Here is a 14,444-nt window from a genome sequence, read left to right as displayed (position 1 = left end):
TTCAGGTGGTGGGTGTTCTAGTCCGCGTCTTGGACCGAGGTCAGGTCCCGGTCCGCCGTTTCGGGTGTGCGCAGCGACTGGATGATGGATACGGTGACGACGATCATCATGTACACGGCGACCGGCCAGTAGGATCCGGTGGCCCATGCCAGCAGCGCGGAGCAGATCATGGGGGCGATGCCGCCGCCGAAGATCGCAGAGAATTCCCGGGCCAGGGCCACACCGGCGTAGCGGTAGCGGGCGCCGAACAGTTCGGCGAACATGGCGGACTGGGCAGCGATGGCGCCTTCGACGGCGAACGCGAATCCGACGACGTACACGGCCCCGATCAGCCACACGTTGCCCGTGCCGGCCAGCCAGAACGCCGGGAAGGAGAACAGGAACAGCACGCTCAAGATGGCCAGGTTCACCGGTTTGCGGCCCCACTTATCCGAGGCCCGGCCGGCCAGGTAGGCCGCGGGGATGGCGACGATCCCGCCCAGGAGCAGCATTTGGGGCACCAATGTTGTGGGCATGTGGACGGTGGAGATGAGGTAGGCGCCGATGAAGACCTGGTAGATGTAGGAGTGCGCGTGGCCTCCGACGTTAATGAAGAAGACCCGGGTCAGGGGTTTGCGGCCGTTTTTCAGGACGTCCCGGACTGGTGAGGACGCTTCCAGGCGTTCGGCTTTGAGCTCTCGGAAGACCGGGGACTCCTTCATCCGCCGGCGGATGACGTACGCGGCGATGGTGACGGCGATGCTGGAGAGGAACACCAGACGCCAGCCGTAGCCTTCGAGCTCGGCTTTGGGAAGCAACTGCACCAGCAGCCACACCAGTGCCCCGGCAACGGAACCAACGGCCGCGCCGACCCACACCAGTGACACCATGGCCCCGCGCCGTCCCTTGCGGGCATATTCTGTCAGCAGCACCACACCGCTGGCCATTTCGGCGCCGGCCCCGAAGCCCTGGACGAAGCGGCAGAGGACCAGCAGCACCGGGGCGAGGACCCCGGCCTGCCCGTAGGTGGGCAGCAGGCCGATCGCGAAGGTCGCGGTGCCCATGAGGCTCAACGTGGCCACCATGACGAACTTGCGGCCCAGCCGGTCACCGTAGCGGGAGAAGAACAGTCCGCCCAGGGGCCGGGCGCCGAAACCGACGGCATAGGTCGCGAAGCTGGCGATAAAGCCGATGGCCGGGTCGAAGTTGGGGAAGAACAGCGTGTTGAAGATGACCGCAGAGCCGATGCTGTAGACGACCATGTCGAAGTTCTCGAGCATGGTGCCCACGAACCCGGCCCAAGCGGCGCGGCGCCGATCGGTGGGGGTGACCCGGGGGCTGCTATCGACGTCGGTGGCCGTGGTGGGGAGGTTGGAACTCACCGGGTTTACCTGTTGGTTTCGTTGGTGAGTTTTGAGAGTTTGTGCAGGGCCTCAACGAAGTAATAGTCGCCCCACATGACGCTTTCGTTGACGCCCAAATTGTTGCCGCGGTGGTAGGTGGCTTGCTTGATGACGCCTTCCCAGCCTTCCTCGGCGCGGCCGAGGAACTCCGGGGTGCTCAGCCGGGCCAGGGTGCGGCGTGCGTAGTTCTCGTAGGGTTCAGCGTCGATGCCCTGACCGTGGGCGTGCAGGAGCTCCGCGAGCTGCAGCAGGGCCGAGGAGGCGATGCTGGCCGCGGAGGCTTCGAACTGCAGTTCCGGATGCGGGTCATCGAAGTCGTTCGGCGGGATGATCCGGTCGCCGGTGCGTTCGATGTAGTAGTCCGCGCAGTGGCGTGCGGTGTCCAGGAACCTGGTGTCTCCGGTCCACTCGTAAGCGGTGCCGAAGCCGTAGATCGCCCAGGTTAGTCCGCGGACCCAGCAGGAGTCGGCACGATAGCCCTGGTGGGTTTCGGCCCGCAGGAATTCGCCGGTTTTGGGGTTGAACCATCCCTCATGGATGGTGCTTGAGTCGCCGCGCACCAGATAGCGGCGCGAGGTCAGGGAGTGCTCGGCTGCGATGCTGGTCAGGATTTCGTCGCCGGAGAGGGCGCCGGCCTGGAAGATGATGCCGACGTTCATCATGATGTCAATGAAGGAACTGCCGTCATCGACCCAGGTCTTCAGGTACTTTCCGGCCGGGTTGTAGCTCTTGGCCAGAGTCCGGCCGGCGGTGACCAGCACGTCCTTGGTCTTTTCCGACGGGGCGAGTTCGTGCCATCGTCCCCAGCTGGGAGTCATGAGGAACCCCACGTCATGGGTGCCGTCGTCGTGTTTCCTGGGTTCAACCAGAAGGCTGTACTTTTCAGCCTGTTCCCGCCACCAGGGATCCCCGGTCCGTTCGGCGAAGATCCAAATCAGGCCGGTCAGGAATCCAGAGGTCCACCCCGGGGCCCAGGCATCGTCGTCGAAGTGCCACTGTCCATTCTCGGTGTAGACCGGGATCTTGCCGGGGTGGTTGGTGATGAGGTTCTTGACCTGTTCCTGCGCCGTGGCGAAGGTGGCGTCAAGGTCGAGACTTGGCTTTGTCGCCTGCGTCGGGGTGCTCATGGGTGAAGTGCCTTTCTGGCTCTGTGCTGGTGCTGTCAGAGACCGACAGCGGCGCCGTGGTCGGTGGCGTGGCGCATGATGGATTCCTCCGTTGCGGTCTTACCGTCAAGCTCTGCGGAAACTTCCCCGTCCCGGATGACCAGAATCCGGTCGGCCAATCCGAGGACTTCGGGCAGTTCCGAGGAGACGAACAGGACGGCGAGGCCCTCCTGGGCGAACTCGTTGAGCAGCCGGTACATGTCCTGCTTGGCCCCGACGTCCACGCCACGGGTTGGTTCGTCGGCCAGCAGCACCGAACATCCGGCGGCGAGCCACCGGCCCAGGACGCACTTTTGCTGGTTGCCGCCCGACAGGTTCCGTACGGTGAACGCGGCGTCGGGGGTCCTGATGCGCAGGCTCTTGATCAGTTCGTTGGCCTTCTGCTTCTCAGAGCCCAGGTTAAGGACCCCCGCCGTGGAGTACTTGGAAAGGTCCGCGGCCGAGATGTTGAACGCGACTGAGTGGCTGAGGAACAGGCCCTGGCCTTTGCGGTCTTCGGGCAGCAGGCCGATGCCGGCGTCAACTGCCTGGCGGGGATTGGCAAAGTCAACGGGCTTGCCGAACAGCTCCACGGTGCCTGACGCCCTGCGGTCTGCGCCGGAGATGAGCCGGAGGATTTCCGTACGCCCGGCACCTGCCAGGCCGGCGATACCGACAATTTCCCCGGCCCGGAGTTCGAAGCTGACATCCTTGACCAGTGGGCCGCCGTTGAGGTTCTGTACCTTCAAAACAACGCCCTTGGGATCCCGGTCCCGTGGCGGATAAACGTTGCTCAGCTCCCGGCCCACCATCTGGCTAACTAGCCCGTCTGCGGTGATGTCAGCGACGGGCTGGGTTGCGATGGTCCGGCCGTCGCGCAACACCGTGACGTTGTCGGCGATCTCGAAGATCTCCTTCATCCGGTGTGAAATGTAGATGAAGGAGATGCCTTCGGACTTCAAAGACCGCATGATGTCGAACAGCATGGCTATCTCGGTGTCGCCCAGGACCGCCGAAGGTTCGTCAAGGACAAGCAGCCGCGCGTTCTGGGTCAGGGCTTTGGCGATTTCGACCATCTGCTGCTGGGCGATGCTCAAATCGGCTGCCAGCACATCGACGCCGATAGTGACGCCCAGCCGGTTCAGGGCTTCCCGGGTTTGCCTGCGTGCACTGGCCCAGTCGACAATGCCGAGCTTCGTTCGCGGCATCCGCCCAAGAAAGACGTTCTCGGCGACGCTCAGGTGGGGTGCCAGGGTCAGTTCCTGGTAGATCACCGCGATGCCCAGGTCGGCCATACGCCGGGGGTTGCCGGTTTCGACGCGGGCACCGTCGATGCTGACGGTGCCCGCGTCGGCGGTGTAAGCGCCTGACAGGACCTTCATGAGGGTGGATTTCCCGGCCCCGTTTTCGCCAACGAGTGCATGGCATTCGCCGGTGCCGATTTCCAGACTCACCCCGTCAAGGGCAATGACTCCGGCGAAGTGCTTGCCGATCTTGTCCATCTTCAACAGCGGAGTCCCTTTGGGCGCTGCTGGGGCAGCTGCGGGGCTGTTGTCTGGTTCTGTGTTCATTGTGATGCTCCGGTGGATGAGTTGCCGATGAAGGTGCGGTCAGGCCCGGGGGCCAGGGTGAAGGCTAGAAGCCCTTGCCGATGAAGTCCTTGGCGTTGTCCTGATCGATGCGCTGCGACTTCAACACGATGGACTTCTCGACCGTCTCGCCCTTGGCTGCCTTGTAGGCGGCTTCGATGGCCTCGGGAACCCCGTACGGGTAGGTGAACGTCGCAGTGAGTTTGCCGTCGGCGACGGCTTGGATGGCTTCGTTTTGTCCGTCGATGCTGACGATGGTGACCTTGTCGGCGACGCCGGCCTGCTCGAGGGCCAGGCGGGCGCCGAGTGCCATTTCGTCGTTGTGGGCGTAGACGGCGGTGACTTCGCCGGACTTGAAGCGCTGGATGTTGTTTTCGATGAATTTGGTGGCGTTGTTGCGCTGGTAATCACCGTCGGTGGAGGCGACGATCTTCAGGCCGGGGAACTTGGAGATCGCGTCAGCAAAGCCACTGTTGCGTTCGGTCGTTGCCGAGGCGCCGGAGGTTCCCTGGATCTCGATGATGTTGCCCTTGCCACCAAGCTTTTCGCCGAGGAATTCACCGACGGAGACGGCAATGGCCTTGTTGTCGCCGCCGATGTGCGACGTCACGGGCGTGTTGACCTGCCGGTCGACCGTCAGGACCGGAATGCCGGCATCCATGGCCTTCTTGGCCACAGACGTCAGGGCGTCGGAGGTGACAGGGGAGAGGATGATGGCCTTCGGGTGCTGAGCGATCAGCGACTCCATGTTGGCGACCTGTGTGGGTGCGCTGTTCTGGCCGTCGGAGACCTTAACCTCCACGTCGGCGTAGTGCTCCTTGGCGTAGGCGACGTTTCCGTCGACCATGGCCACGCGGAGCGGGTGGTTCATGGTTGCCTGCGAGAATCCGATCACGGTCTTGCCGCCAGCGGCGCCGGCTTCTCCGCGGTTGCAGGCTGCGGCGGTTGAGGCGACCAGGAGGGCGCCGACGATGGCGACCGCTGCGCGGCTCTTCTTGTTGCGGAACATGGTGTTCTCCCTGTTTGAGTAAGTGCGGGGCGGGGTGGGGTGTTAGTCGTTGCTGTGGCGGTTCTGGATGCGTTCGAGAATGACTGCGGCGATGACGATGACGCCCTTGATGATCTGCTGGGTGAAGGAAGAGACGGCCAGCAGGTCCAAAAGGTTGGACAGGACAGTGACGATGGCGGCGCCGATGATGGTGCCGGAGATCTTTCCCTGGCCGCCGAAGAGGCTCGTGCCTCCGATAACGACGATGGCGATGGCGTCCAGTTCCAGGCTCATGCCGGCGGTCGGCTCGCCCACGGTCAACCGGCTGACGTAGATGATGCCGGTGAGCGCTGCCAAGAGACCTGCTATGACGTAGACGATGAAGAGGGTGCGCTTGACCCTGATACCGGACAGGCGGGCAGCTTCGCGGTTGTCACCAACGGCGTAGACGGCGCGGCCGAAGGAGGTGTAGCGCAGAACGAACGCCGCGACAGCGGCGACCACTGCAAAGATCAGGACGGGAACAGGAATTCCCAGAACGTCACCGGCCCCGATCCAAGAGAAGGCCTCGGCTTCAGCGCCGACGCCGATCGGCTTTCCGTTCGATAGCGTCAACGCGATGCCACGGGCCATGGTCATCATCCCCAACGTCATGATGAACGGCGGAACTTTCGCCAGGTTTACGCCCACACCGTTGAGTACACCGACGAGCAGGCCAACCACGGCGCCGGCGGCGAGAGCGGCAGCGATGCCGTAGCCGTTGGCCAGGCAATACGAAACGGACACTGCCGTGAGGCCGACAACAGCGCCGACGGACAGATCGATGCCTGCAGTCAGGATGACGAAGGTCATTCCCACCGCCACCACGCCAACCAAAGCCGTCTGCCGGGCGACGATGATCAGGTTGTCAACGGTGAGGAAGTACGGGGTGGCGATGTAGGCCACCACGCACAAAGCCAGGAGGACCCATCCGATGGCCCCCTGCTTCAAGATCCGAACTACGGCGTTCTTGCGGGGATTGACCGATTCGGGGGTGTTCGACGGTCGCTCATTTCCGTCCTTCAGGTTGCCCACGCTGGCAATCTTCTGCGTGCTCATGAGATTTCCTTTTGATTGGAGTGCCGGGACTTCGCCGTCCCTAGGTCTGCGCCTGTTTTGGCGATTCAGCTCACATTTGGGGTTGATTCGAAGGTAGCCAGTTCGGCCCGCCCCAAGCAATAGCCAATAGCAAATACCGTTCAGCGCTTGCTAACGCTTGTGATGAGCCGCATACTTGTTTGCATGGGAGAAACAGTCTTGCCTCAGCCCGTGCCCGGGTCAGTTGATTCGCCGGCTAGGCCGCCACGCACAGTGCAGTCCGTCGCGCGTGCCGCGCACCTTCTGAAGGCGCTGGGACGTTTCTCCCGTCCCACGTCACTCAGTGATCTGGCACGCCGGGTCGAATTGAGTAAGCCGGCGACCTACAACCTGTTGAAAACTCTCGAAGTGGAAGGGCTCGTCTCCAAGGACGCGGACGCGCGCTACCAACTCAGTTGGGGCATATATGAATTGGGAAGTGCTGTGGTGAGGTCGATTGAACTGACCAAGCTCTCGCGCTTTCACCTGGACCGGCTGGCAACCGAAACCAATGCCGCGGTCCTGCTCGGCATCCTGGACGACGACAACGTCCTGTACTTGGACCGCGGGCAGACCAGCAGCACGTTCGGCATGGTCGCTAACAGCGGCCGCCGCTCATCCCTGCACGCCACGGCCTCCGGCAAGGTCCTGCTCGCCAACCAGGCAGAGGACTATGTCCATGGCTACATCAGTCGAGGGCTGAAGGCATATACGTCCAACACCATCACAGACTACGAGACGCTGCGGGAAGAGCTGGGAAAGATTGCCCGACGGGGCTACGCCACATGCTGGGAAGAGAGGGAAGTGGGCCTGTCCAGCCTCTCGGTGGCGTTGCGGAACTACAGCGGAAGCGTCCAGGCGTCCTTAACAGTTGCTGCGCCGTCGAACCGACTCAATACCCGAAACCTATCCCGTTTTCTGGTACCCCTTCAACGGGAAGCCGAAGCAATCTCCGTGAAGCTGGGGTGGACCCCCCACGACGGATCCGACGAGTCAGGTGTCTAGGAAGTCCCATTCGCTGCCCAAGACCCATCGCAGGGCGGAAAGTTTGCCGTTGAGCATACCCAGCTCAAAATCTGTGTAGGGGCCAAGTTCTCCCGGGCCCGTATAAACGTGTTCGACGCGCTTACGGCCAGGTCCTGCGATGGCAAGTTCCCGTTGCAGTTCGCCCGCGTCCCCTTCGTCGCGTAAGCGGTACTCACTCTGTTTTGACCGGTGGTACCAAATGCGGTCGAAGAGCATCTGCTCTTCGCGAAGAATTGCGTCCAAACGTCGTGGTTCTTCCTCGAAGTCCGATTCGTCGAACAGTTCCTCGATATCAGTGCCAAATCGCTCTCGGAGGACACTGTCGAGACCGTCAACACCGAGGCCGTAGACGGATGTTTGGCCATCGAAGAAGATCGCGATGTCCTCGTGCGGTTTTCGCCTGTCTGCGTTGGGTAAGGAGAAGTCTTCGCTGTTTGAAGTGATGAAGGCGTAGTGCTCTTCTTCAGCGCAATTTTCGCCGGCGGCCGTCGCGTATAGCTCGATGAGCAGCGCGTCAGCAACGCTGTTCTTTGACTTGTGGAACGGTGCCCGCTTGGAGAGCCCGCGCTCTGTTACCGCCCGGTGGTTTTCATCCGTTGGCTGCAAAACTCGCCCTGCGCTCAGCAGTTCCAGTACATCGTCAAAGTTGCGTGTTGTCATCGCGCCGATGAGGGGCACATGGCGAGCAAGGTCCTCGACGATGGTGAGTGCTTCTGTGCTGTCCGTCCCACCAAAATCGTCGATGTCCTGCTTGATGAGTTTGAACCGTTGGGCAACACTGGCGGTCATGGAAGCCTCGACTCGATCTCTGTTTCGCTCGAACTCGTCGATCACGACTTTGGGGACCAGCAGTTCGAGCTGTCCTTGATGGACCAACACGCGTAGAGCCACAATCCATCGTTGTCCATCCCTGCGCTTGGAGAGGTCCAACCAAGTCGAGGTATCCAGGAATAGGTGCAGCACGACGTTCAGCCTACCGCCATCATTAGTTCCCTCCTCGCCATGGCCATCTGCACGTGAAACCGTCTAGAGGGCTTAGCTGATCGTTTCCAGAACCCATTGCTCTGCCAGTGGTTCGAGACGGAGTGTGAAGGTGCGGAGGGCAGCGTTGGCCGAGGGCTTCACCTGTACTCTCCAATACTCAATATCCACTAGATTTCCGATGCCGACAGGGGCGGTGCGACGTGTTTCCCACCAAGAATCCCTGGCGAACCAATGCACTGAATCTTCGACGACGACCCAAATCCGCCCATCGTGGCGGACTGCCAACGGCGCTCCCATGGGACTGAACCGCACACCGACCGGTGTTCCTACGCTCGTTACTTCACTCGTTGTTGCTGTCATTTCTTACCCGCTCTCCCAAATTCCTACCTGCTACTTCTTTGCGTCGGGTCACCGCCGACGCCCATACCCACGTCCGATAGGTGTAAGGCCCGTCCTTCCACGTCACCTCCGCCGCCTTCGCTGTCCAGGCGAACACCTCGCCATCAACCAGCTCCGCGCAATTCGGAAACCGCAACCACGCTTTCACTGGGATCCCTGGATGCCCGTTGTGCATGGGGAAATGCTTGAAATCTAGTTCCTCCAATGTGAGCCCGAAGGGCTGCGCACGCTTGGCATACCGCGCATGCAGCGCTTTCGCCTGGTCAGGGCCCACTGCTACAACATCTGCCACCTTGAACACCGGTCAAGTGGTGGACGCCCCAAGGAAAATTCGATGAATAAGTCACTCTCGAATAGGCGGCAGTACCGGTAGTCGGAGCGATCCCGACGCAGACCGGCACGCCGACGTGCCGCCGGCATGCGGCCTTCATCTCCCGGCCCAGGTCAAGCAACTCGTCCGGTTCGCCCTTGACGCCAAGGAACGCCTCATCGATGGAGTACACCTCAAGCCAGGCCGAGTAACGGCCCAGCAGCTCCATTACCCTGGCCGAGATGTCCCCGTACAGCTCGTAGTTGCTCGACAGGGCCACCAGGCCCCATTCCTTGGCCCGGGGCCGGAGTTTGAACCACGGGTCCCCCATGGCAATGCCCAGCCGCTTGGCCTCAGGGGAACGGGTCACGGCGCAGCCGTCGTTGTTGGAGAGCACGATGACCGGTTTGCCTTCCAAAGAAGGGTTGAACGCCCGCTCGGCCGAGGCATAAAAGCAGTTCACGTCCACGTGCGCGATTTCCTGCATCCGACGCATTACTGCGGGCTTAGACACTGACGCCACCGTGTTCCCCTTTAGCGGGAAAGCGCGCGTTACACATGGTGGAGGCACCTGGTGGCCACGCCCCAGATCGTCAGTTCCGACAATGCCGGAACCTCGATGTCGGGGAAGCACGGGTTGTCAGCCTGCAGCACTACCCCTGAGGGTGTGATCCGCAGCCGCTTGATCGTCAGCTCACCATCGAGGACGGCCACGACGACGGAACCGTCCTTCGGTTCCAATGCCCGGTTGACCACCAGCTCATCTCCATCGCTGATGCCGGCCTGCTCCATGGACTGGCCGGTGACCCGGACGATAAAGGTGCTGGTCACGTCCTTGACCAGGTGCGCGTTGAGATCGATCCGGCCGTCGAAGTAATCCTGGGCGGGTGAGGGATAGCCGGCGGCCACCGCTACAGGTGCCACTAGCACCGTCACCAAGGACAGTCCCGCATCTATCACACGGGGGCCAACTATCACGCCCACAACACACCTTTATTCGAAACTATGTTCGATTAACAACTGTACTCCAGCGGTCAGACGAAATAAGCCGCCCAGGGGCGGGCGTAACGATTTGCACGCCAATAGGGGACAGCTTTGAGCTGTGCGGAGGGCTCCACCTGCCCCCAGTGGGCACAACCCGTCCACCGCGACGAGGAAGGGTCAGCGGTTTTTGAGGTGCGGTGGGAGTTCGACGTCGGCAGCGTCCAGTTCAGGCCTAACGCGGACGAAACCGACACCGTGTCTGAAGGATTTGCCGGTCCACGCGACGTCGGCCGATATCTCGACCACGATCGGTTCCACCAGTGTCAGGTGAACCGGTCCTTTGTCTTTGCTGAATCTGTTCAGCGAGGTCTCGCTGATCTGTTCCGGCCAGGGATGCCCAGGCTGTGCGGGGCGGAGCTGGCGACCCAGCTCACGCCCTACCCGCGTGGAAAGGCTTGTAGACCGGCCCACGATCCGCAGCTGCCCATCGACCGGCAGGCCGGCAATGATCGCCTGCGGTTGGCTGATCGGGCCAATGACGGCCGCGCAGACCGCGTCCAGAGTGGTTTTTGTCTTCAACTTCAACCAGGAGCGCGAGCCATCGTATGGCTGCGATCCTCCCTTGAACACCAGACCTTCCACCCCCGTGGCGGGCAGATCCTTCAACCAGTTCTTGGCCACTTCCATGTCCGTGGTGGTGGGGGAGAGGTTCAAAGGAGCGGCCCAGTCCCGGGCAAGTTCCTCGAGCAGCTGCCGGCGGCCCGTGAACGGGACACCCCGGATGTCCTGCCCGGCAACGGCCAGAACGTCAAAGGCTGCGAAGGATGCCGGCAGTTCATGGACAATTGCCGGCAGAGCCGCCCTGGTGCTGAACATGCGGCGCTGCAGCGCCTCGAAGTCCAGCCGGTCCCCGTTCCAGATGACCGCTTCACCGTCCAGGACCACGCCGGGCGGAACCTGGTTCCGCACGGCCGCGCACAGTTCAGGAAAGATGCGGGAGAGTTCCTTGCCCTGTCGGCTCCAAAGGGTCACTTCGTCGGAATCATTTAGAACTATGGCCCTGTACCCGTCCCATTTGGGCTCTGCCCAGATCCCGCCCGGAAGGGCAGCAGGGCCGGGGAAGGTCTTGACGAGCTTCGCCAGGGCAACAGCAACCGGTGGTTGCAGTGCCCGCGGAATGGACTCGTCCATGCGCCCAGCCTAAAGGACCAGTGTTGAGCCCCGCCCGCTGAGCTACCAGGTCACCGGTTGCTCAACAGCGAAACGCACGGGGGAGTCGCCTGTGACCAGGTTCGCTGGTTCAGGGCTCATGACGGACATGGTGATCTGATCGATGAAGTCTTCGATGTCTGCTTCGGGAGCGCCTTCACGGGGCTCCATGGGGCCGGGCCGGCCAACTTCGAATCCGGTGATCTCCTCGTTCTCGTCCTTGCACACCAGCAAGGTTTCGTGAACTTCGTTCGCGAAACCTTCGGCCGTCTCCTGATGCGGGAAGCCCTGAATCTCCAGCTCGGCGCTCTTGTCTTCTTTCTGGACGTTCACTTTGAAACCACGCATGCTGCTCCTTTGAGTGTTGCGTGTCTAGTAGCGCTGCGGGTCCGGCCGTCGCATAATCTGAGCCGCGCTTCCTGCGCAGACCACGCCGGAAACCATCAGGATCACGGCAGAGGGAATGAGATACCAGGTGCCGCCGGTGGTCAGGGCACAGTAGAGGCCGTACACAAGGAAGCCCGTCCCCAAAAGCGCCCAGGTCAGCGCTGCTTTCTTCTTGTCCATGGCCCCAGCCTAAGGGATCAAGAACAGAACGGACCTTCGCTGCGCTTCGGCCTGTAAAAGCTTCTTTTTGCCTTACATGGGGCTGGGTTGTTCTCCGTACAAGGCCACTGATCGTAGCCGTCCGGGGGCCCGACCCGTCAACCCACGCAACCGGGCACTCCCACGCGGTCGCTGCGCTCCCTTATTTCGCGGGATTCCCCGGTCACTCTTCGGGGTTGACGGCCCACCCTCGACCGGCTGCGACGTGGGGGCCTCGCACGGCGGGGCAGGAAGGAGGTGGCTACATGAGCATCGACGAAGCGATCAAGCTCGCGACTTCGGTCGTGAGCTTGATGACAGCTGTCATCGCTCTACTCTCCATGCGGAACGCGCGCTTAAAGAGCAAACGCTCCCGAGCTGGAACTCGGAAGCGTAAGCGTAAAGCAAGGAAGTAGGTGTAGCTACGAAACCCGGTGGTCGTGACCGCTTCGGTTGCGGCCACCGGCTCCTTCTCAGACTAAGTCCTACTCAACGATAAGGAAACCCTCATGGAACCACTGGACATCGTGAACTTCGTTCTCTCACTCACAGCACTGGGAGCGGCGATCCTGGCGTACCGCGCCATCTCCAAAGTCCCCAAGGGAGACGGAAGCTAGCCCGGATGCCGGGCGGGCCGCCACACGGCGGCCCGCCCTACCGGGCCAGGTTGCCCTTGGACTCGGCACGAACCTTCTTACGAAGTCAGCGGGTTAACAACACAATCGCTATCGCCACTCCAATGAGGACGGCACCTAGCCCGACAACGACCATGTACCCAGGCTCTGGCCGACCCATCAACTTGGTGCCCGTCTTACCAAACCTTGCTTGCTGAGAACCTTCCATCAATTTGCTGAGCGCTTTGCGCTTTACGATCACGAGAACACCGATAAGTACGGCCACTCCCGCAACAACGCTTCCAATGAGTAGCTCCACGGTTCAGGTGTCCCATCCTAAAGATTGAGGCCAGCCTAGCCCCTTAGGGCCAGCATGCTCGCGGGGCTCGCACCCCTTTTGGGCGTCCACTCCGCTTCGCTCCGTGGCCGGCTGTTGGGCCCGGTCCCGACGTCGCAGAGCTCCGCCGTGCCCGGTCCTGTGTGTCTACGACGTTTTTTGGCTGCTGTCCTTCGGATTCTATGTGTCCGCTCCACCCCGTCTAGCCCCTCCGCAGGCTCCGGGGCCTGCGGTCCGAAAATTCTTTAGCCAGGGATCCTCGCTAGCTCGGATCCCGCAAGATTTTTCTGCCCTTGCCCAAGGGTAGACAGGCCTCCGTCGGCCACAGCTCCGCAAGCTTCGCCAGCAGCCAAAAAACAACGGGGGAGGAAAGAAGGTAGCTGGCCGGGTCACACCGCTCCCTCACCAATCCTCTGCAAAGGACACAAAACCATGAACGCAATCAGCGTTGAGACGATCACGACCGAGGACACCGGCGAAACCATCCACGACGTGCCCGTGCTCGTGGACTACCACATGAACGACGGCTACGACTGGATGGACGTCATCGGAGAACACGGCTGGGTCGTGATCCCCAGCTGGGGATCTGACGGCTGGGATTTGGGCCAGTGGCCCTACGTCATGGTCGCCGGAACCCGGACCGCCGACGCAATCGGCAACCTGTTCGGCATGGCCACCTACTGCGAAGGCGACGTGAAAACGACGTTCTACCGGACGAAGGCCCGGTACTGGGACGCGATCACCGAAGAGGCTTTTTCCCACTGGAAGAACGGGCAAGCCCAAGGCCCGGCAGACCTGCCCGAAGCCGCCGCAGAGCTTCCCAGCCGCTACCGCATCCCGCCCACGTTCCAACCAGCAGCCGCCGCCTAACAGCCCTCGACTCCTTGCCGGGCGGACCCCGCCGCCCGGCAAGGCACCAAACCAGCAAAGGACCAATGACAATGACCGAAAAGCGCAGCATCGCCAACAGCCCGGCCCAAGCCGTGGTCTTCCTCGAAACCCTCGCCGCAATCGTGGAGAAGTCCCCCGTGGCCTACAGCGCCAGCGCAGCCGAAGACCTCGCCGCACATATCCGAGGCGTGGCCGCAGCCGTCAACGCCGAGGCCCACGTGAACCCCGCCGTACTGGACACCACCCGGCAATACGCGGCACTGGACTGGCACACCGAAGCCATAGCCGTCCTGTTCGCCGCAGAACACCGCCCAACCTTCCACTAGCAGGAACTGAGAACCGCTGTACTGCCCGGCCAGAGCCGGGTAGTACAGCCCCCCACCACTTCAAAGGAGCCAGCACATGAGCAACGCCACCACAGCCCCCAAAGGCATCACCGCCCTGATCTACCGCAACGCCCTGGGCGCGGACTTCTCCAATCAGGGCATTTCCGCCCGCGTCATGGAGGTAACCGTCATCGGCGAGGGCATCGACCCCGTTTTCGAAGCCACCGAGGAACGGCCCGCCGTCCGGATCGTCAAAAACGAGAGCTTCCACCGCGAAACCGTGACCCACGCCGAGCCAGTCGCCCCAGAGGATGAACCTGCCCCGTGGTACATGTTCGGCGGCACGTTCATCTTCAGTAGCGATTCACGATTCCGACGCGCAGCCGGACAGTACGGGGCCATTCCGCTCCACGACCGCCGCGAGTAGATCGGAGGGTGGGCCGTTCGCCTTTCGTGGGCGGGCGGTCCGCCGCAAGTGGCCGGCTCGTGGGTGGTTGCCGGCGACGGACCGCCGTTCCCGCCCAAGGGCCGGCACTACTCACCTGGTGCGGGCGGCAAG

General features: G+C 62.2%; 14 protein-coding genes and 1 pseudogene. 4 read left to right on the top strand and 11 right to left on the bottom strand.

Annotation, left to right across the window (positions count from 1 at the left end; translation table 11 throughout):
• Nucleotides 1-17: 17 nt before the first annotated feature.
• From BACI9J_RS23770 to BACI9J_RS23750, 5 genes are all read right to left on the bottom strand, one after another.
• Nucleotides 18-1,361 (bottom strand): MFS transporter, encoded by a 1,344-nt coding sequence (locus BACI9J_RS23770; RefSeq protein ID WP_201296738.1) that lies wholly within the window; start codon nucleotides 1,359-1,361, stop codon nucleotides 18-20.
• Nucleotides 1,362-1,366: 5 nt separating this feature from the next.
• Nucleotides 1,367-2,509 (bottom strand): glycoside hydrolase family 88 protein, encoded by a 1,143-nt coding sequence (locus BACI9J_RS23765; protein WP_159736762.1) that lies wholly within the window; start codon nucleotides 2,507-2,509, stop codon nucleotides 1,367-1,369.
• 35 nt (nucleotides 2,510-2,544) lie between these two features.
• On the bottom strand, nucleotides 2,545-4,098 hold the full coding sequence (locus tag BACI9J_RS23760; protein WP_159736761.1) for a sugar ABC transporter ATP-binding protein: 1,554 nt from the start codon (nucleotides 4,096-4,098) through the stop codon (nucleotides 2,545-2,547).
• A 64-nt stretch (nucleotides 4,099-4,162) separates the two neighbouring features.
• Nucleotides 4,163-5,125, bottom strand: a complete 963-nt coding sequence (locus BACI9J_RS23755; RefSeq protein ID WP_159736760.1) for a substrate-binding domain-containing protein — start codon at nucleotides 5,123-5,125, stop codon at nucleotides 4,163-4,165.
• A gap of 42 nt (nucleotides 5,126-5,167) precedes the next feature.
• On the bottom strand, nucleotides 5,168-6,202 hold the full coding sequence (locus BACI9J_RS23750; RefSeq protein ID WP_159736759.1) for an ABC transporter permease: 1,035 nt from the start codon (nucleotides 6,200-6,202) through the stop codon (nucleotides 5,168-5,170).
• Between the two features lie 252 nt (nucleotides 6,203-6,454).
• Here BACI9J_RS23750 and BACI9J_RS23745 point away from each other — a divergent pair, with 252 nt between their 5' ends.
• Entirely contained in the window at nucleotides 6,455-7,225 is a 771-nt protein-coding gene (locus tag BACI9J_RS23745; RefSeq protein WP_159736758.1) for an IclR family transcriptional regulator, read from the top strand.
• Here the strand turns inward: BACI9J_RS23745 and BACI9J_RS23740 are convergent.
• From BACI9J_RS23740 to BACI9J_RS23715, 6 genes and pseudogenes are all read right to left on the bottom strand, one after another.
• Nucleotides 7,214-8,209, bottom strand: a complete 996-nt coding sequence (locus tag BACI9J_RS23740) for a PIN domain-containing protein (protein WP_159736757.1) — start codon at nucleotides 8,207-8,209, stop codon at nucleotides 7,214-7,216. The genes BACI9J_RS23745 and BACI9J_RS23740 overlap by 12 nt on opposite strands.
• Nucleotides 8,210-9,000: 791 nt before the next feature.
• Nucleotides 9,001-9,435, bottom strand: a pseudogene (locus BACI9J_RS23735) (Y-family DNA polymerase); the annotation flags it as partial.
• 56 nt (nucleotides 9,436-9,491) lie between these two features.
• Nucleotides 9,492-9,923 (bottom strand): LexA family protein, encoded by a 432-nt coding sequence (locus BACI9J_RS23730; RefSeq protein WP_159736756.1) that lies wholly within the window; start codon nucleotides 9,921-9,923, stop codon nucleotides 9,492-9,494.
• Between the two features lie 177 nt (nucleotides 9,924-10,100).
• Complete coding sequence (locus BACI9J_RS23725; protein WP_159736755.1) at nucleotides 10,101-11,114, bottom strand: ATP-dependent DNA ligase; 1,014 nt, start codon at nucleotides 11,112-11,114, stop codon at nucleotides 10,101-10,103.
• Between the two features lie 42 nt (nucleotides 11,115-11,156).
• Nucleotides 11,157-11,480 carry a hypothetical protein gene (locus BACI9J_RS23720; RefSeq protein ID WP_159736754.1) on the bottom strand — a complete coding sequence of 108 codons (324 nt, stop codon included), beginning with the start codon at nucleotides 11,478-11,480 and terminating at the stop codon, nucleotides 11,157-11,159.
• A 24-nt stretch (nucleotides 11,481-11,504) separates the two neighbouring features.
• The gene (locus tag BACI9J_RS23715; RefSeq protein ID WP_159736753.1) at nucleotides 11,505-11,699 is read right to left on the bottom strand and encodes a hypothetical protein; all 195 of its coding nucleotides are present in this window, start codon (nucleotides 11,697-11,699) and stop codon (nucleotides 11,505-11,507) included.
• Nucleotides 11,700-13,100: 1,401 nt separating this feature from the next.
• Here BACI9J_RS23715 and BACI9J_RS23710 point away from each other — a divergent pair.
• From BACI9J_RS23710 to BACI9J_RS23700, 3 genes are all read left to right on the top strand, one after another.
• Nucleotides 13,101-13,538, top strand: coding sequence for a hypothetical protein (locus BACI9J_RS23710; RefSeq protein ID WP_159736752.1), 438 nt, complete (start codon nucleotides 13,101-13,103; stop codon nucleotides 13,536-13,538).
• 65 nt (nucleotides 13,539-13,603) lie between these two features.
• A complete protein-coding gene (locus BACI9J_RS23705; protein WP_236558906.1) occupies nucleotides 13,604-13,885 on the top strand; it encodes a hypothetical protein in 282 nt (93 codons plus the stop codon).
• Nucleotides 13,886-13,961: 76 nt separating this feature from the next.
• Nucleotides 13,962-14,312 carry a hypothetical protein gene (locus BACI9J_RS23700; RefSeq protein ID WP_159736751.1) on the top strand — a complete coding sequence of 117 codons (351 nt, stop codon included), beginning with the start codon at nucleotides 13,962-13,964 and terminating at the stop codon, nucleotides 14,310-14,312.
• The last annotated feature ends 132 nt before the right edge of the window (nucleotides 14,313-14,444 follow it).

This window comes from Arthrobacter sp. 9V, from assembly GCF_902506065.1.
Taxonomy (GTDB): Bacteria; Actinomycetota; Actinomycetes; order Actinomycetales; family Micrococcaceae; genus Arthrobacter.
The sequence above is the reverse complement of the archived record's forward strand: the minus strand, read 5'-3'. Positions and strand labels throughout refer to the sequence as shown.